General features: G+C 71.3%; 16 protein-coding genes and 1 pseudogene. 11 read left to right on the plus strand and 6 right to left on the minus strand.

Translation table 11 applies throughout. The features are described from left to right. From ACZ6I3_RS38280 to ACZ6I3_RS38290, 3 genes and pseudogenes are all read left to right on the plus strand, one after another. A pseudogene (locus ACZ6I3_RS38280) lies at positions 1-573 on the plus strand (GTP-binding protein); the annotation flags it as partial. Between the two features lie 82 nt (positions 574-655). Further along, positions 656-2,515 (plus strand): cellulase family glycosylhydrolase, encoded by a 1,860-nt coding sequence (locus tag ACZ6I3_RS38285; RefSeq protein ID WP_469420955.1) that lies wholly within the window; start codon positions 656-658, stop codon positions 2,513-2,515. A gap of 99 nt (positions 2,516-2,614) precedes the next feature. Next, the gene (locus ACZ6I3_RS38290; RefSeq protein ID WP_469420956.1) at positions 2,615-3,283 is read left to right on the plus strand and encodes a TetR/AcrR family transcriptional regulator; all 669 of its coding nucleotides are present in this window, start codon (positions 2,615-2,617) and stop codon (positions 3,281-3,283) included. Here the strand turns inward: ACZ6I3_RS38290 and ACZ6I3_RS38295 are convergent. Continuing rightward, positions 3,266-4,255, minus strand: coding sequence for a GlxA family transcriptional regulator (locus tag ACZ6I3_RS38295; RefSeq protein ID WP_469420998.1), 990 nt, complete (start codon positions 4,253-4,255; stop codon positions 3,266-3,268). The two genes, ACZ6I3_RS38290 and ACZ6I3_RS38295, sit on opposite strands and share 18 nt — an antisense overlap. Positions 4,256-4,404: 149 nt before the next feature. Between ACZ6I3_RS38295 and ACZ6I3_RS38300 the strand changes: the two genes are divergently transcribed. After that, positions 4,405-5,286: an NAD(P)-dependent oxidoreductase gene (locus tag ACZ6I3_RS38300; protein WP_469420957.1), complete on the plus strand. Its 882-nt coding sequence runs from the start codon at positions 4,405-4,407 to the stop codon at positions 5,284-5,286. 5 nt (positions 5,287-5,291) lie between these two features. Here the strand turns inward: ACZ6I3_RS38300 and ACZ6I3_RS38305 are convergent, their stop codons facing one another. Together ACZ6I3_RS38305 and ctaD are read right to left on the minus strand one after the other, a co-directional pair. Then, entirely contained in the window at positions 5,292-5,633 is a 342-nt protein-coding gene (locus tag ACZ6I3_RS38305) for a hypothetical protein (protein ID WP_469420958.1), read from the minus strand. A 5-nt stretch (positions 5,634-5,638) separates the two neighbouring features. Beyond that, positions 5,639-7,246, minus strand: a complete 1,608-nt coding sequence (ctaD, locus tag ACZ6I3_RS38310; RefSeq protein ID WP_469420959.1) for an aa3-type cytochrome oxidase subunit I — start codon at positions 7,244-7,246, stop codon at positions 5,639-5,641. Between the two features lie 105 nt (positions 7,247-7,351). On the opposite strand from ctaD, the gene ACZ6I3_RS38315 reads away from it, so the two are divergent. Further along, positions 7,352-7,903, plus strand: a complete 552-nt coding sequence (locus ACZ6I3_RS38315) for an RNA polymerase sigma factor (RefSeq protein ID WP_469420960.1) — start codon at positions 7,352-7,354, stop codon at positions 7,901-7,903. Positions 7,904-8,031: 128 nt separating this feature from the next. Beyond that, positions 8,032-9,030, plus strand: coding sequence for a CU044_5270 family protein (locus ACZ6I3_RS38320; RefSeq protein ID WP_469420961.1), 999 nt, complete (start codon positions 8,032-8,034; stop codon positions 9,028-9,030). Positions 9,031-9,048: 18 nt separating this feature from the next. On the opposite strand, the gene ACZ6I3_RS38325 is transcribed toward ACZ6I3_RS38320, so the two are convergent. Further along, on the minus strand, positions 9,049-9,414 hold the full coding sequence (locus tag ACZ6I3_RS38325; protein ID WP_469420962.1) for a nuclear transport factor 2 family protein: 366 nt from the start codon (positions 9,412-9,414) through the stop codon (positions 9,049-9,051). 124 nt (positions 9,415-9,538) lie between these two features. Beyond that, positions 9,539-11,293, minus strand: coding sequence for an ABC transporter ATP-binding protein (locus ACZ6I3_RS38330; protein ID WP_469420963.1), 1,755 nt, complete (start codon positions 11,291-11,293; stop codon positions 9,539-9,541). A 182-nt stretch (positions 11,294-11,475) separates the two neighbouring features. Between ACZ6I3_RS38330 and ACZ6I3_RS38335 the strand changes: the two genes are divergently transcribed. The 5 genes from ACZ6I3_RS38335 to ACZ6I3_RS38355 all read left to right on the plus strand — a co-directional run bounded on the left by ACZ6I3_RS38335 (position 11,476) and on the right by ACZ6I3_RS38355 (position 15,841). Further along, positions 11,476-12,564 (plus strand): S-(hydroxymethyl)mycothiol dehydrogenase, encoded by a 1,089-nt coding sequence (locus ACZ6I3_RS38335; protein WP_469420964.1) that lies wholly within the window; start codon positions 11,476-11,478, stop codon positions 12,562-12,564. Next, entirely contained in the window at positions 12,564-13,193 is a 630-nt protein-coding gene (locus ACZ6I3_RS38340) for an MBL fold metallo-hydrolase (protein ID WP_469420965.1), read from the plus strand. The genes ACZ6I3_RS38335 and ACZ6I3_RS38340 overlap by 1 nt, the downstream gene beginning before the upstream one ends. A gap of 90 nt (positions 13,194-13,283) precedes the next feature. Next, complete coding sequence (locus ACZ6I3_RS38345; RefSeq protein ID WP_469420966.1) at positions 13,284-14,198, plus strand: SDR family oxidoreductase; 915 nt, start codon at positions 13,284-13,286, stop codon at positions 14,196-14,198. Positions 14,199-14,226: 28 nt separating this feature from the next. Beyond that, positions 14,227-15,012, plus strand: coding sequence for an SDR family NAD(P)-dependent oxidoreductase (locus ACZ6I3_RS38350; protein WP_469420967.1), 786 nt, complete (start codon positions 14,227-14,229; stop codon positions 15,010-15,012). 133 nt (positions 15,013-15,145) lie between these two features. Beyond that, on the plus strand, positions 15,146-15,841 hold the full coding sequence (locus ACZ6I3_RS38355) for a L,D-transpeptidase family protein (protein ID WP_469420968.1): 696 nt from the start codon (positions 15,146-15,148) through the stop codon (positions 15,839-15,841). Between the two features lie 27 nt (positions 15,842-15,868). Here ACZ6I3_RS38355 and ACZ6I3_RS38360 read toward each other — a convergent pair whose 3' ends face one another. After that, positions 15,869-17,068: a Gfo/Idh/MocA family protein gene (locus ACZ6I3_RS38360; RefSeq protein WP_469420999.1), complete on the minus strand. Its 1,200-nt coding sequence runs from the start codon at positions 17,066-17,068 to the stop codon at positions 15,869-15,871. Between the last annotated feature and the right edge of the window lie 2 nt (positions 17,069-17,070).

Genomic DNA, 17,070 nt, shown 5'->3' on the forward strand with positions numbered 1-17,070 from the left:
GGCTCGATGCCGTACGCCTTCTTCAAGGCCGTCGAGGATACCGTCCGGGAGACCCTCGGCCAGGGGCTGCACGGCTGGCAGGTCACCGACTGCACGGTCACCATGACCCACTCCGGCTACTCGCCCCGGCAGAGCCACGCGCACCAGGGCTTCGACAAGAGCATGTCGAGCACCGGCCAGGACTTCCGGGGCCTGACCCCGCTGGTCCTGATGGAGGCGCTGCGCCGGGCAGGCACCCTGGTGCACGAGCCGGTGCACCGCTTCCGGCTCGAGGCGCCGGCCGACACGCTCGGCGCGCTGCTGCCGGTGCTGGCCCGGCTGGGCGCGGTACCGGAGAACACCGGCACACGGGACGTGGTCTGCGTGCTGGAGGGCATGGTGCCGGCCGCCCGGGTGCACGCGCTGGAGCGGCGGCTGCCGGGGCTGACCCGGGGCGAGGGCGAGCTGGAGACGGCCTTCGACCACTACGCGCCGGTGACCCGCGGCACGGTTCCGCACCGGCCGCGCACCGACCACAATCCGCTGAACAGGAAGGAGTATCTGCTGAACGTGACCCGCCGGGTGGGGGAGTGAGCAGGCGGGCTGACTGACAGTCAACTTACCTCGGGGTCAGGAGGTATTGACGCTGCCCGGACGCCGCCGGACTGTGGTGGACATGCCGAACATCCGGGTACGTCTGCTCGCTGTCCTGGTCGTCCTCAGCGGATCCCTGACGGTGGCGGGAGTCCCGCCCGCCACCGCAGCCGCCCCCTCCGACTCCCTCTGGTTCGACGGCGCCCCGCTGGCCGTGCGGGACGGCCGCTTCACCGACGCCTCCGGCCGCGAGATCGTGCTCCGCGGCTACAACGTCTCCGGCGAGACCAAGCTGGCGGAGAACGGCGGCCTGCCCTTCGCCTCGGTCGCCGACGCCAAGAAGTCGGCGACCGCCCTGCGTGCCCTCGGCGGCGGCAACACCGTCCGCTTCCTGCTCTCCTGGGCCTACGCCGAGCCCGAGCGCGGCCAGGTGGACACGGCCTACCTCGCCGCCGCCACCGACCAGATGCGGGCCTTCCTCGACGCCGGCATCCGCGTCTACCCCGACTTCCACCAGGACCTCTACTCCCGGCACCTGTTCGACGCCGACAGCTGGTACACCGGCGACGGCGCGCCCAAGTGGGCGGTGGACGCCGGGAACTACCCCGACGAGTCCTGCGGGATCTGCCTCTTCTGGGGGCAGAACATCACCCAGAACGAGGCCGTGAAGCGGGCCTCGTACGACTTCTGGCACAACGCGCACGGCGTGCAGGACGCCTTCCTCGCCACCGCCGAGAAGACCATGACGTACCTCAGGCAGCACCTGGACGCCGACCGGTTCAAGGGCGTCGTCGGCTTCGACCCCTACAACGAGCCGCACGCGGGCGTCCACGACTCCGGGCAGACCAGCCGGGCCTGGGAGAAGGACGTGCTGTGGCCGTTCTACGAGAAGTTCCGGGCCCGCATGGACACGGCAGGCTGGCGGGACAAGCCCGCGTTCGTGGAGCCGAACCTCTTCTGGAACGCCAACCTCGACTTCCAGAAGCAGGAGGGCGGCCTGCTGGACGCCGGCACCCTCGGACCGCGCTATGTGTTCAACACCCACTTCTACGACCAGAAGGCCATCTCCGGCGTCTTCATGTGGGGCAAGGCGGCCGACGGCCAGTACGCGGGCGACTTCCGTACCGTCCGCGACCGGGCCGCCTCCGCGCGGACCGCCGCCATCGTCAGCGAGTTCGGGCACCCGCTGGCCGGCAATGTCTCCGACAAGGCGCCGACCGTCCTCAAGGCCATGTACCAGGCCCTCGACTCACGCCTGAAGGGCGCCGACTGGTGGTCCGACCCGGCCGCCTCGGGGCCCGTGCTCTCCGGCTCGCAGTGGCAGTGGGACATCTACCACGGCCGGCACCGCGAGCTGATGAACGGCAACCCCGACAAGGTGCTCACCACCGGTGACGCCTGGAACGACGAGGACCTGTCCGCCGTACGCCTCGACGACTCGGGCAAGCCCGTGCTGCGCCAGGATGCCCGGCTCCTGGACCGCCTTTACCCGAGCGCCACGGCCGGCACAACCGTCGGCTTCACCTACGAGGACCGCTCCCGGGACGGCTCGACGACGCTGACCTGGAACCCGGTGCCGAGTGCGCTGCCCAATGTGCAGCGGCTCGTGGGATCGGGACAGTACGGGCTGCTGCTCTGGCGCTCGGACGGCAGCTCGGCGCCCACCGAACTGCATCTGCCGGCGAGCTTCCCGACCTCGTCCACCACGGTCGTCTCCGACCTGGGCACGGCCCACGCACCGCCGGCGTACACCTCGACGACCCCGGTCGGTGTGGCCCAGGAGCCGGGCGGCACGGGCAGCCGCCGCCTCCTGCTCACCGCGCCCGACTCGGGCGTCCCGCACTACGCGCTGGTGACCAACGGGGCGACGGCACCCTCGGCGGACCTGCTGAAGGCGGCCCGCTCCGAGCTGACGGCATGGGCGGCGAGGGAGGCCGGCTAGCCACGCGGCAGGGAAGGGCGGCCTTCTCTCCGGGACCGGGAACACGACACAATCGGCGTTCGGACAAGGACCGGTGTTCGAACGCCGAAGGGAGAGCCGGTGCCGGGGAGACTCAGACCGCCCACCGGCCGCTACGGCGGCAAGACGGCCGAGGAGCGGCAGGCCGAGCGGCGCCGACGGTTCCTCGACGCCGCGCTCCAGCTGTTCGGCGACACCCCCGGCTTCCGCTCCACCACGGTCGCGGCGCTCAGCGAGGCGGCCGGACTGTCCACGCGCCAGTTCTACGAGGAGTTCCGCACCCTCGACGACGTGCTCGCCGCCCTCCACCTCCAGGTCAACGGCTGGGCCGAGACTGCGGTTCTGGAGGCCGCGGCCGCATCCGCCGACCTGCCGCTCGTCGAGCGCGCCACGGCGATCTTCCGCGCCTACGCCGGGAACGTCGCGGCCGATCCGCGCCGGATCCGCATCACCTTCGTCGAGATCATCGGTGTCAGCCCGCGCCTGGAGGAACAGCGGCTCGCCCGCCGGGCCGGCTGGGTCGACCTCATCTGCGCCGAGGCCGAAGCGGCCGCCGCACGCGGGGAGGCCGCACCCCGCGACTACCGCCTCGCGGCGACGGGCTTCATCGGCAGCGTCAACGGGCTGCTGCACGACTGGAGCGCGGGGTGGGTGGACGCGACCCTGGACGAGGTGGTCGAGGAACTGGTCCGGCAGTTGCTGGGGATCCTGCGGCCGCCGGGATGGAGTCCCTCAGGCCGAGGTGCGTGACTCCGGAAGGGCCCGGGGGAAGGCCCGCCGGTAGTCGCCCGGCGGCACCCCGATGTGCTTGAGGAAGTGGTGCCGGAGGTTGTTGGCCGTGCCCAGGCCACTGAGCTCCCCGACCTTCTCGACCGGCAGGTCCGTCGACTCCAGCAGGGACCGGGCGCGCCCGAGCCGCTGGTCGAGGAGCCACTGGAGCGGAGTCGTCCCGGTGGCCGCCTGGAGGCGCCGGTAGAACGTACGCGGACTCATCGAGGCCCGCCGCGCCAGATCGGCGACCGTCAGCGGCCGGTCGAGGTTCGCCCGCGCCCACTCCAGCACGGGAGCCAGCCCCACGTCGTCGCTGGGCGGCACCGACAGCTCGATGAACTGCGCCTGCCCGCCCGGCCGGTGGGCGGGCACCACCATGCGGCGCGCCAGCTGGTTGGCGACGTGCGCGCCCAGATCGCGCCGCACCAGATGCAGGCACAGGTCGAGGCCGGCGGTGAGCCCGGCGCTGGTGAGCACATCGCCGTCGTCCACGTACAGCACCGACTCGTCGACCCGCACCTTCGGGTACCGCTCGGCCAGTCGGTCGGTGTGCATCCAGTGCGCGGTCGCCCGGCGGCCGTCGAGCAGCCCCGCCTCGGCGAGCGCGAAGGCGCCGGTGCAGAGGGAGACCATGCGGGCACCGGCGTCATGGGCGCGCCGCAGGGCCGCGACCAACCCCTCCGGCAGCGGCCTGCCCTCGTCGACGCAGGGGTCGGGCACCGAGGGCACGATGACCGTGTCGGCGTCCGCCAGGTCGTCGAGCCCGTAGCGGGTCCGCAGGGTCAGCCCGTGCCCCTCCGCATTCTCCCGCGCCCCCGCACCCGTCCCGCAGAGCCGCAGGTCGTACCAGGGATCGGCCAGATCCGGCTGCGGCTTGCCGAACACTGTGCAGGGGATGCTCAGTTCGTACAGATCCCAGGACGGGACCCCGATCTCCTCGGTCACGACCACGGCGACGGAACCAGCACCCATGCCCCGAAGCGTATGGCAGGAATTTGGTGGACGCCGTCACCGCTGTCACTGTTCCCGGTCCTCACGCCCTGCGAGCGTTGCCGTACGTGATCACGCATCACCTACACACGCTTCACGAGGAGTTGGGCATGAACGCAGAACAGCAGGCCGTCACCGTGCTCGGACTGGGCTCGATGGGCTCGGCCCTGGCCGCCGCGCTGCTGGACCGGGGTCACCCGACCACGGTCTGGAACCGGTCCCCGGACAAGGCCCGGCCCTTGGTCGAGCGAGGCGCCCGCCTGGCCGCCACGCCTCAGGAGGCGGTCGCCGCCTCCCCGCTGACCATCGCCTGTGTGCTGGACTACGAGGCGCTGTACACGGTCCTCGACCCGGCCGCCGTCGACCTCGCGGGCAGAACCCTGGTCAACCTCACCTCCGGCTCTCCCGAGCAGGCCCACGAGGCCGTCGAGTGGTCCCGGTCCCACGGGGTCGACTACCTCGACGGCGCCATCATGACCACCCCGCCCGGCGTCGGCGACCCCGCCATGATGTTCCTCTACAGCGGCTCCCGGCAGGTCTTCGAGACCCACAGCCCCACGCTGGCGGCCCTCGGCGACCCCCTCCACCTCGGCACCGACCCCGGCCTCGCCTCCCTCTACGACGCCGCGCTGCTCGGCCTGATGTGGTCCACCATGACCGGCTGGCTGCACGGCACGGCGCTGGTCGGCGCCGAGGGGACGCCCGCTGCCGACTTCACCCCCGTGGCGATCCGCTGGCTGACCGCCGTGACGGGCTTTCTCACCAGGTACGCCGCCCAGGTGGACGCGGGCCGCTACCCGGGCGACGACGCCACCGTCGACGTACAGATCGCGGCCATCGACCACCTCATCCACGCGGCGGCGGCCCGGGGCATCGACAACGCGCTGCCCGAGCTGCTGAAGGCCGCCATGGAGAAGGCCGCCGCGGCGGGTCACGGACAGGACAGCTACGCCAGCCTCATCGAGGTCCTGCGACCCGCGACGCGGGACTGAACGGACTAGCCTGACACCAGGACCACGAGGTTCACGGCCGCCACCAGCGTGCCTCCCAGCAGCAGAGCGGCCAGCAACCGCGCGCGGAGCCCGCGGTACACCGCCTCGTACTCGCCCCGCAGTTCCTCCCCACGGTGGGCCGTCCGCTGCCACGAGGCCCGGGTGAGGGCGAGGTGCTCCGCGGCGAACAGCCGTTCCACCTCCTGCCGTTGAGCATCGGGCAGCCAGTCGAGCCCGGCGGCGAAGCGCTCGGCGGCCGTGCGGGCCTCCTCCCGCGCCGCGGCGGCGAGCAGATGGCCCTCGACCTCGTGATGGAAGGCCCGCATGTCCACAGGGAGACCCCTCATCGCGGTCATCGGAGCGTCAGCTCCCGCTCAGCCGCCGCGACGTCCGCGTGATGCAGGTCGAACGCCGGGGACTCGCTGCGGATCCGGGGGAGGGCGACGAAGTTGTGGCGGGGCGGCGGGCAGGAGGTCGCCCACTCCAGGGAGCGGCCGTAGCCCCAGGGGTCGTCGGCCGTGACCTTCTCGCCGTACTTCGCCGTCTTCCACACGTTGTAGAAGAACGGCAGCATCGACATGCCGAGCAGGAACGAGGAGATGCTCGACACCGTGTTGAGCGTCGTCAGGCCCTCCACCGCCAGATAGTCGGGGATCCGCCGCTGCATGCCCTCCGCGCCGAGCCAGTGCTGGACCAGGAACGTGCCGTGGAAGCCGATGAACAGCGTCCAGAAGGTGATCTTGCCGAGGCGCTCGTCCAGCATCTTGCCGGTGAACTTCGGCCACCAGAAGTGGAAGCCGGAGAACATCGCGAACACGACCGTCCCGAAGATGACGTAGTGGAAGTGGGCCACCACGAAGTACGAGTCGGAGACGTGGAAGTCGATCGGCGGCGAGGCCAGCAGCACACCCGTGAGCCCGCCGAACACGAACGTGATCAGGAACCCCATCGCCCACAGCATGGGCGTCTCGAACGACAGGCTGCCGCGCCACATGGTGCCGACCCAGTTGAAGAACTTCACACCGGTCGGGACCGCGATCAGGAAGGTCATGAAGGAGAAGAACGGCAGCAGCACACCGCCGGTGACGTACATGTGGTGGGCCCACACCGTCACGGACAGGCCCGCGATCGCGATGGTCGCGCCGATCAGACCCGTGTAACCGAACATCGGCTTACGGGAGAAGACCGGGATGACCTCGGAGATGATGCCGAAGAACGGCAGCGCGATGATGTACACCTCTGGATGGCCGAAGAACCAGAAGAGGTGCTGCCACAGCAACGCGCCGCCGTTGGCGGAGTCGAAGATGTGGGCGCCGAACTTGCGGTCCGCCTCCAGGGCGAACAGGGCCGCGGCCAGGACCGGGAAGGCGAGCAGGACCAGCACACCGGTCAGCAGCACGTTCCACACGAAGATCGGCATGCGGAACATCGTCATGCCGGGGGCGCGCATGCAGATGATCGTGGTGATGAAGTTGACCGAGCCGAGGATGGTGCCGAAGCCGGAGAAGGCCAGACCCATGATCCACATGTCGGCGCCGATACCCGGGCTGCGGACCGCGTCTGAGAGCGGGCTGTAGGCGAACCAGCCGAAGTCGGCCGCGCCCTGCGGCGTGAGGAAGCCACCGACCGCGATGAGCGAGCCGAACAGGTACAGCCAGTAGGCGAACATGTTCAGCCGCGGGAACGCCACGTCGGGCGCGCCGATCTGCAGCGGCATGATCCAGTTCGCGAAGCCGGCGAACAGCGGCGTCGCGAACATCAGCAGCATGATCGTGCCGTGCATCGTGAACGCCTGGTTGAACTGCTCGTTCGACATGATCTGCAGACCCGGCCGGGCCAGCTCGGCGCGCATGAACAGCGCCATCACGCCACCGATGACGAAGAACGCGAACGACGTCGCCAGGTACAGCGTGCCGATCGTCTTGTGATCCGTGGTCGTCAGCCACTTGAGGTGCCTCATACCCCGCCTGTGTCCGAGCCCCGCCCGGACGTCACACTGCACGCACGCGACGAGAATCACGAAAACGGGTGTGACGATCGAGAAGGTGCCGGACACGAACGGGACATGAGCAACGACGAGATCTTCGCCGCTGCCTACCGCGAGCACTACTGGGCGGTCAGCCGCTATGTCGCGAGGCGACTGGAGGGGCGGGCCGGCGAAGTGGAGGAAGTGGTGGCGGAGGTGTTCACGGTCGCCTGGCGCCGCCGGGCGGACCTGCCGCCCTCCCCGCTGCCCTGGCTGTACGGCGTGGCCCGCAACTGCCTGGCCAACGCGGTACGCGGGCACGGACGCCGCCGCCGGCTCGTCGACCGGCTCGGCAACGACGACACCGCGCACGGGCGGCACATCGCGGTGGGACCCGAGGCCGACACACCCGGCGCCTGGGTCCACGAGGCACTGTCCCGTCTCTCCCCGTCCGACCAGGAGGTGCTGCGCCTGACGGCCTGGGAGGAACTCGGCGTCGACGAGGTCGCGGTCGCCCTCGGCTGCGGCAGCCGGGCCGCGGCCATGCGGCTGCACCGGGCACGCCGCCGGCTGAGAACCGAGATCGACCGCATGGCCCCCGAGCACGCCAAGGCCGACGCGCACTGCGGGGGAGGGCGGGACGATGACTGACGCGTCTTCCACGACGAGGAGCGGGGGAATGACGGCTGGTGAGATCCGGCTCCCTGCCTCAGCCTCCACGGCCGACGCCCCGTTCCCCCTGCCCGCCGCCCACATGACCGCCCCGAAGGAACACGGCCATGGCTGACGAACTCGAACTGCTGCGCGGCGCCAACCCGGTGCCGCACGACGGCCCCCACCTCGGCGACGGCCCCCTGGACCACGACGCGGAGCGCCGGCTCGCGCGTCTGCTGCGTGAGCGGCCCTCCGGCCGTCTGCGGGACCGGCTGCTGCCGGGCCCCGGCCGGCCCCGGCTGGCCTGGGGGCTCGTGGCCACCGCCGTCGTCGCCGCCCTGACCCTCACCCTCGTGCTGAGCGGTCCGGACACCGCACCGGCCGTCGCCGCGCCCCGCCCGCTGGTGGTGCGGACCGGCTCCACCCCCGTGCCCCTGGACCGGCTGGCCGAACGTGCCGAGCAGGCCGCGGCCGACGGCTCGCCCCGTCTGCGCAAGGGCACGCACGTGCAGTCCTGGAGCCTGGGCATGTCGGACGGCAAACCCCCGATCACCCTGCCCGAGGAACGCATCGTGCGCTGGCGGGCCGATGCCGGCCACACCGAACTCGTCGTGGCCACCGACCCGAGGCATCCGGGCCGCCCGGTCCTCTCCGACGCGGACGGCGAGCCCCACCTCGTCGACGACGGACACGTCATCAGCGACCGGACCTACCCGCCGAGCTGGAGCGACGCACCTCCCCACTCACCCCCGCCGCGGGATCCGGCCCGGCTGCGCGACTACCTGAGGGAAGCCCGGTTCACCGACACGCCGTTGACCACGCCGGAGCTGCTGGACGCCGTGGCCACCCTGCTGGACAACTGGACCCTCGGCGCCAGGGAGAGCGCGACGCTCGCCCGCCTCCTCGCCGGCTCCGAGGGGTTGCGGCCGGTCGGCCAGGTGACCGACCGGCTGGGCCGCCGCGGCCAGGCCTACGTGAACGACACTCAGGGCGTCCGCCGGATGCTGATCATGGACCCGGTCACCGGCGCCGTCCTGGGTCTGGAGAGCACCCTCACACGCCCCGACCCCCAGTACGGGGTGGAGGAGGGCGACGTCATGTCGTACAGCGCCTGGATGCGCTGATCGCATCCCGGGCAGGCCCTATTCGTCCCAGGCCTGGATCAGGGTCTGTTCGGTGATCTTTCCGCCGCGCAGCGAGATCATGGACTCGGACAGGACGCGCACGCCGTCCGCGTACTGGCAGCTCTCGCTGTAGGCGGCCTCGTCGCCCTGGACGACGCACCGCTCCATCTTGTGCGTCATGTCGCGGCTGTACACGTCCTCCAGCATCCGGCCGATCTCCTCCCGGCCGTGCAGGACCTTGGGGTGGCTGGGCTGGGTCGTACGGTCCACGATGCGGAGCTCCGCGTCGTCGGCGTAGAGGGAGAGCAGAATCTCCGGAGTCTGCCCTTCCACGCCCCGGCGCAGTGTGTCTCGGTCGAAGGCGGGGTCTGCCGCGGTTCCCATGATGACCTCCTTCGCGAGGCCGCGGCCCGACGGGGAGCGGGCCGCGAGAAGCCTCACCCCTGAGCCTCCTCCCGCCCGCCGGGCTCGGCAAGCGCAGCCGGGCCACCGCCCCCGGCACGACGGCTCAGTCGGCCGCCGCCAGGAACTGGGTCGCCGCCAGCTCCGCGTAGAGCGGGTCGGAGGTCACGAGTTCGCGGTGGGTGCCGACGGCCCGGACCCGGCCCGCGTCCATCACCACGATCCGGTCGGCCGTCGTCACCGTCGACAGCCGGTGCGCCACGACGAGGACCGTGGTCGTACGGGCCACGTCCGCGACGGTGTCCCGCAGCGCCGCCTCGTTCACCGCGTCCAGCTGCGAGGTCGCCTCGTCGAGCAGCAGCAGCCGGGGGCGGCGCAGCAGCGCGCGGGCGATGGCGACGCGCTGCCGCTCACCGCCCGACAGCTTGGTGCCCCGGTGCCCGACGAGCGTGTCGAGCCCTGCGGGCAGCCGGGCGATCAGGCCGTCGAGACGGGTCGTCTTCAGCACCCGCGACAAGGCGCCCTCGTCCGCGTCCGGATTGCCCAGCAGCAGGTTGTCCCGCAGCGAGCCCGACAGGACCGGCGCGTCCTGCTCCACATAGCCGATCGCGGCGCGCAGTTGGGGCAGATCCCAGTCGGACAGGTCCCGGCCGTCCAGGGTGATCACGCCGGAGCCGGGGTCGTAGAACCGCTCGATCAGCGAGAAGACGGTGGTCTTGCCGGCGCCGGACGGGCCCACGAACGCCGTCATGCCCTGCGCGGGCACGGCGAACGTCACGCCGTGGTGGACGTACGGCAGGTCGTCGGCGTAGCGGAAGCGGACGTCGTCGAAGGCGAGGGCGGCGGGCTGTGCGCCGGGGGAGGGGAGCGGCGCGAACCGGGAGGACGGCTCGGCGGGCAGGAGCAGCGCCTCCTGCATGCGGGTGAGGGCCGCGGCGCCCGTCTGGTACTGCGTGACGGCGCCGACGACCTGCTGTATCGGCGACATCAGATAGAAGACGTAGAGCAGGAAGGCGACCAGCGTGCCCACGTCGACGGCGCCGGTCGCGACGCGCGCGCCGCCCACCGCGAGCACCGTGATGAAGGCGATCTGCATGGAGAGCCCCGCCGTGTTGCCCGCGGCCGCCGACCACCTGGCCGCCCGCACGCTCTGCCGCCAGGACTCCTCGGCCGCCTCGTGCAGCGTGGCCTCCTCCCGGTGCTCGGCACCCGACGCCTTCACGGTGCGCAGAGCGCCGAGGACCCGCTCCAGCGAGGCACCCATGACACCCACCGCGTCCTGCGCCCGCCGGCTCGCCTTGTTGATGCGCGGCACGATCACGCCGAGGATCACCCCCGCACCGGCGATCACGGCCAGCGTGACGCCCAGCAGCACGACATCCACCAGGCCCATCATCACGATCGTCGCGACGAGGGTGAGACCGCCCGTGCCCAGACCGACCAGCGAGTTGGTGGTGACCTGGCGCAGCAGCGTGGTGTCGGAGGTGATGCGGGCCATCAGATCCCCGGGTTCGCTGCGGTCCACGGCCGTGATCCGCAGCCGCAGCAGATACGACGACAGCGCGCGCCGCGCTCCGAGCACCACCGACTCGGCGGTGCGCTGCAGCACGTACGAACCGAGTGCCCCCACCACCGCGTTGGCCAATACCAGCGCCGACATCGCCAGCAGCGCCCTGGTGATGGCCCGGTCGTGCGACAGATCGTCGATCAGGCCCTTGGCCACCAGCGGCAGCAGCAGCCCGGTCGCCCCGGTGACCAGCGAGAGCACGGCACCGGCGGCCAGGGACCAGCGATGCGGCCGGACGTATCCGAGGAGCAGCCGCCAGGGAGGCGCGGCGGAATCGGTCTCTGCGATGCTCACGTCGCTCCTTCGGCGTCGGGCGGAGCGTTCAGGCTACGGCGCGGGGCTCGTACGGTGGCCGGCCTTTCGCCACCGGGGGAAATCGTGATCATGCGTCTGAGGTGGCCGATCCCCGCCCCTTACCGATCAGTCGCGCGTAGGGTCGGAAGGGACGGACCCCGGCCGACGAAGGAGTCAGCGCCATGGCGCAGGAAGTACGCGGTGTGATCGCACCCGGCAAGGACGAGCCGGTGCGGATCGAGACGATCGTGGTGCCCGACCCCGGTCCCGGAGAGGCGGTCGTGGCCGTACAGGCCTGCGGAGTGTGCCACACCGACCTGCACTACAAGCAGGGCGGCATCAGCGACGACTTCCCCTTCCTGCTCGGCCATGAGGCGGCGGGCGTGGTCGAGGCGGTCGGCGACGGCGTCACCGACGTCGAGCCCGGCGACTTCGTGATCCTCAACTGGCGCGCGGTGTGCGGGAAGTGCCGGGCCTGTCTGCGCGGGCGGCCCTGGTACTGCTTCGACACCCACAACGCCGGGCAGAAGATGACCCTCGCCTCGACCGGCCAGGAGCTCTCCCCGGCCCTCGGTATCGGCGCGTTCGCCGAGAAGACGCTGGTCGCGGCCGGGCAGTGCACCAAGGTCGCCCCGGAGGTCGCCCCGCAGGTGGCCGGGCTGCTCGGCTGCGGTGTCATGGCCGGCATCGGCGCCGCGATCAACACCGGCAACGTCGGCCGGGGCGACACCGTCGCGGTCATCGGCTGCGGTGGCGTCGGTGACGCGGCCGTCGCCGGGTCGCAGCTGGCCGGAGCGGCGCGGATCATCGCCGTCGACATCGACGACCGCAAGCTGGAGACCGCCCGGACGATGGGCGCCACCCACACCGTCAACTCGCGCGAGACCGACCCGGTCGAGGCCATCCGCGAGCTGACCGGCGGCTTCGGCGCCGACGTCGTCATCGAGGCGGTCGGCCGCCCGGAGACGTACCAGCAGGCCTTCTACGCCCGCGACCTCGCCGGCACGGTCGTCCTCGTCGGCGTGCCCACCCCCGAAATGAAGCTCGAACTGCCGCTGCTCGACGTCTTCGGCCGCGGCGGATCGCTCAAGTCGAGCTGGTACGGCGACTGTCTGCCCTCCCGTGACTTCCCCATGCTGATCGACCTGCATCTGCAAGGGCGCCTGGACCTCGGGGCGTTCGTCACCGAGACCATCCAGCTGGACGAGGTGGAGAAGGCGTTCGAGCGGATGCACCACGGCGACGTGCTGCGCTCGGTGGTGGTGCTCTGATGACCACCCGAGTCGAACACCTCGTCACCTCCGGCCAGTTCAGCCTCGACGGCGGCACCTGGGACGTCGACAACAACGTGTGGATCGTCGGCGACGACCACGAGGCGATCGTCATCGACGCCGCCCACGACGCCGACGCCATCGCCCGGGCCGTCGGGGACCGCAGGCTCACGGCCATCGTGTGCACCCACGCCCACAACGACCACATCGACGCCGCCCCCGCCCTCGCCGAGCGCACCGGCGCCACGATCTGGCTGCACCACGACGACCTGCCGCTGTGGAAGCAGACCCACCCGGACCGGGAGCCCGACGCCTGGCTGGTCGACGGCCAGACGATCGAGGCCGGCGGCGCCGACCTGCGCGTCCTGCACACCCCGGGGCACGCGCCCGGAGCGGTGTGTCTGTACGACCCAGGGCTTGCCACCGTCTTCACCGGCGACACGCTGTTCCAGGGCGGCCCCGGCGCCACCGGCCGGTCCTTCTCGCACTTCCCGACGATCATCGACTCGATCCGCGACCGGCTGCTCACGCTGCCGCCCGAGACGAAGGTCCTCACCGGCCACGGGGACCCCACGACCATCGGCGCGGAGGCCCCCCAGCTGCAGGAGTGGATCGCCCGGGGTCACTGACCGCGTGTCGCCGGCAAAAGGCGACAGAAGATGTCCGGCTTACCCGTCACTCTCGAAGCACCACGCATTCACGGCAACGGGAGGTCGGACATGTCAGCTCCGCTGAAGGGCAAGGTCGCACTGGTCGCCGGTGCGACCCGGGGCGCCGGACGGGGCATGGCGGTGGAACTCGGCGCGGCGGGCGCCACCGTCTACGTCACCGGACGCAGCACACGCACCCGCCGCTCCGAGTACGACCGGCCCGAGACCATCGAGGACACCGCCGACCTGGTCACCGAGGCCGGCGGACACGGCATCGCCGTCCCCACGGACCACCTCGACCCCGCGCAGGTCCGCACCCTCGTGGAGCGGATCGACGGCGAGCAGGGCCGCCTCGACGTCCTCGTCAACGACATCTGGGGCGGCGAGAAGCTCTTCGCATGGGACGCCCCGGTCTGGGAGCACGACCTCGACAACGGGCTGCACCTGCTCCGGCTCGCCGTCGAGACCCACGCGATCACCAGCCACCACGCCCTGCCCCTGCTGCTGCGCAACCCCGGCGGCCTGGTCGTCGAGGTCACCGACGGCACCGCCGACTACAACCGCGACAACTACCGCGTGAGCTTCTTCTACGACCTCGCCAAGGCCTCCGTCCTGCGCATGGCCTTCGCCCTCGGCCACGAGCTGGGCCCACGCGGCGCCACAGCCGTCGCCCTCACCCCCGGCTGGCTCCGCTCGGAGATCATGCTGGAGGTCTTCGAGGTGCAGGAGGAGAACTGGCGCGACGCCCTGGAACGCGTCCCCCACTTCGCCATCTCGGAGACCCCGCGCTACGTCGGCCGGGCCGTGGCCGCGCTCGCCGCCGACCCGGACGTGGCGCGCTTCAACGGCCAGTCCCTCTCCAGCGGCGGCCTCGCCCAGGTGTACGGCTTCACCGACCTCGACGGCAGCCGCCCGGACGCCTGGCGCTACCTCGTCGAGGTCCAGGACGCGGGCAAGCCGGCCGACACGAGCGGCTACCGCTGAGCCACCCCCGGGGCAGTACGGTCGGCCCATGACGGACACCAGGCGCTTCGAGGGATACGGGGTTCTCATCACCGGCGGGGCACGCGGCATCGGCGCCGCCACCGCCCGCCGGTTCGCGCGGGAGGGCGCACGGGTCCTGGTGGCCGACCAGGACCCGGCCGCGGCCACGCGGACCGCGCGGGCCCTGCGGGACGAGGGGCTCACCGCCGAGGGCATCGAGTGCGACGTGGCCGACCGGGCGGCCGCCGAGGCCGCCGTCGCCCACGCCGTCCACACCTTCGGTTCGCTCGACGTGCTGGTCAACAGCGCCGCCCACTGCTCGCCCGACGCGCCTCTCTTCGAGGACGAGCCGGACGAGTCGTGGGCGCGCGACCTCGACGTCACCCTGTCCGGCGCGTACCGCTGCTGCCGTGCCGCGCTGCCGCACCTGGCCGCCTCGGGTCGCGGCGCCGTCGTCTCCATCGGCTCGGTCAACGGGCTGCAGGACTTCGGCAACCACGCCTACAGCGCCGCCAAGGCCGGCCTTGGCTCCCTGACCCGCACCCTCGCCGGTCACGCCGCCGCGCGCGGTGTCCGCGTCAACCTGGTGGTGCCGGGCACCGTCCGCACCACCGCCTGGGAGGGCCGCGACCAGGACCTGGAAGCGCTGCGCCGGCTCTACCCCCTGGGCCGGGTCGGCGAACCGGAGGACATCGCGGCGGCCGTCACCTTCCTCGCCTCGTCCGACGCCTCCTGGATCACCGGCGCCACCCTGGTCGTCGACGGCGGCCTCACCGCCGTCAACACCGGCTTTCACGACGCCCTGCGCCCCTAGCGGGGGCCGTGCCGAGCGGTGAGGTATGTCACCGTTTCGTCGCAGGCCGAACCTCCGCACAACCCAAGCCCCCTTTCGCCCGTCTAGCTGGCAGAACACCGCAGACCATCTCCGCGAAAGGGCATGACGAGCCATGGGGGACGTACGCAGACGGGGAGCCGTCGCACTCGGGATCACCGGCCTGGTGGCACCGCTCACACTCGCGCTCGGCGCCACCCCGGCGCAGGCAGCGAGCTGCACCACGCAGACCGGCCCGTACCAGAAGCAGGTCGAGAAGTTCCTCGGCCGTCCGGTCGACGGCAAGCAGTCCGCCGCCGACTGCAAGGCGATCCGCGCCTTCCAGACCAAGCACGGGATCTCCCCGAACATCGGCTACGCCGGGCCCGTCACCTGGGGCGTGATGGACCTGATGCAGAAGCAGAAGGCCGTCGGGACGAACCCCAACAAGGACGGCAAGTGCCCGGTCAACAAGGGCCGGATCGCCTGTGTGAACCTGACTCTCCAGCTGAGCTGGATCCAGGACGGCAAGAAGCTCGTCTACGGTCCGGTCCCGGTCCGCACCGGCCGCGACGGCGACGAGACCCGCACGGGCCTGAAGAAGATCTACTGGCGCAACATCGACCACGTCTCCTCCATCTACGACGTGCCGATGCCCTACGCCCAGTTCTTCGACGGCGGCCAGGCCTTCCACTCGGTCGGCATCAGCGTGTGGAACCCGCCGGGCTCGCACGGCTGCGTCAACATGACCAAGACCGACGCCAAGAAGTACTGGTCGCTGCTGAAGAAGAACGACGACGTCTTCGTCTACGGCCGCAAGCCGGGCACCTGATCCCAGGCACCCGGCCCGCACCGGCCCCTACTGGGGCGCGTCCCCGAAGTCCGGGATCTCCAGCCGTACCCCGCCCTGCCGCGCGGACTCGTGCGCGATGATGCCCGGCAAGGTGTAGCGGGCGGCCACCCACGCGTTCACCGACGGCAGGGTGCGCGCGTTGACGGCGGTCACGAAGTCGTCGACCAGGAAGTGGTGGCTGCCCTCGTGGCCGTTGTGCAGGTTGTCGAACTCCCTCGGCAGCCGCTCCCGGTCGTGCACGGGCGCCGACCCGGAGGTGAAGGCGGCCCGCAGCTCCGGCGCTATGTGCTGCAGCGACGGGTCGTCGGGAGCCATGGTGGGCTTGGGCTCCAGCAGTTCGCTGATGTCCTTCACGCCCTGCTTGTCCTGCCACAGTGCGACCGTGGCGAGCTGCTCCATGCTCGCCTCGGTGCCGAAGAAACGGAAGCGCGACTCACGGATGTGCGAGGGATAGCCGACCCGCCGGAACTCGTTCGTACGGAACGAGCCGCCGCCTGCGACCTCGAACAGCGCGGTGGCGTTGGAGAAGTCGTTGCCGAACTGGCTGACGTCCTTGTCGAAGACGCCGTCGCCCCGGTCGTCCAGGACACCGATCGCGGACACGCTGACGGCGTGCGTCTGCCAGGCGCCCAGCACCCCGCCGATCGCGTGCGTCGGGTACAGCAGCGGGGGATAGCTGGCGGTGGCCTTCCAGTTCTCGCCGCCGCTGTACTGGTAGGCCTCGTAGAAGCCCAGGTCCATGTCGTGGACGTAGTCGCCCTCGGCGTAGAAGAGCCGCCCGAAGGCGCCCTCGGCTATCTGGTTGCGGGCGTGGACGGTGGCCGGGTTGTACTCGCTGGTCTCGCCCATCATGTACGTCAGGCCGGTGGCCTTGACCGTGTCGATGATCGCCGCGATCTCCTCCGTGCTGATCGCCATGGGGACCGCGGAGTACACGTGCTTGCCGGCGTTGAGGCCTTGCAGCACCAGCGGGCCGTGCGTCCAGCGCTGGGTGAAGATCGCGACCGCGTCGACGTCCTCCGACTCCAGCATGGCCTGGTACGACGGGAAGGAGCCGGCGAGGCCCTGCGCGGCGACGAGCTGTTCGGCCCTCTCGGGCAGCAGGTCGGTGACGTAGACGTCGCTGACGCCGGGGTGGGCTTGGAACAGGGTGGCGAACTGGCCCGAGAACTGTCCGGCGCCGACGATGCCGAGGGAGAACGTCATGT

It is taken from the genome of Streptomyces sp. NPDC041940, from assembly GCF_055589465.1.

Bases quoted from the DNA above. Each gene is read 5' to 3' on its own strand.
- ACZ6I3_RS38355 (WP_469420968.1), top strand. From the start codon at position 15,146: ATGGGGGACGTACGCAGACGGGGAGCCGTCGCACTCGGGATCACCGGC.
- ACZ6I3_RS38340 (WP_469420965.1), top strand. From the start codon at position 12,564: ATGACCACCCGAGTCGAACACCTCGTCACCTCCGGCCAGTTCAGCCTC.
- ACZ6I3_RS38285 (WP_469420955.1), top strand. From the start codon at position 656: ATGCCGAACATCCGGGTACGTCTGCTCGCTGTCCTGGTCGTCCTCAGC.
- ACZ6I3_RS38345 (WP_469420966.1), top strand. From the start codon at position 13,284: ATGTCAGCTCCGCTGAAGGGCAAGGTCGCACTGGTCGCCGGTGCGACC.
- ACZ6I3_RS38315 (WP_469420960.1), top strand. From the start codon at position 7,352: ATGAGCAACGACGAGATCTTCGCCGCTGCCTACCGCGAGCACTACTGG.
- ACZ6I3_RS38325 (WP_469420962.1), bottom strand. From the start codon at position 9,414: ATGGGAACCGCGGCAGACCCCGCCTTCGACCGAGACACACTGCGCCGG.
- ACZ6I3_RS38320 (WP_469420961.1), top strand. From the start codon at position 8,032: ATGGCTGACGAACTCGAACTGCTGCGCGGCGCCAACCCGGTGCCGCAC.
- ACZ6I3_RS38360 (WP_469420999.1), bottom strand. From the start codon at position 17,068: ATGACGTTCTCCCTCGGCATCGTCGGCGCCGGACAGTTCTCGGGCCAG.
- ctaD (WP_469420959.1), bottom strand. From the start codon at position 7,246: ATGAGGCACCTCAAGTGGCTGACGACCACGGATCACAAGACGATCGGC.
- ACZ6I3_RS38305 (WP_469420958.1), bottom strand. From the start codon at position 5,633: ATGAGGGGTCTCCCTGTGGACATGCGGGCCTTCCATCACGAGGTCGAG.
- ACZ6I3_RS38300 (WP_469420957.1), top strand. From the start codon at position 4,405: ATGAACGCAGAACAGCAGGCCGTCACCGTGCTCGGACTGGGCTCGATG.
- ACZ6I3_RS38350 (WP_469420967.1), top strand. From the start codon at position 14,227: ATGACGGACACCAGGCGCTTCGAGGGATACGGGGTTCTCATCACCGGC.
- ACZ6I3_RS38335 (WP_469420964.1), top strand. From the start codon at position 11,476: ATGGCGCAGGAAGTACGCGGTGTGATCGCACCCGGCAAGGACGAGCCG.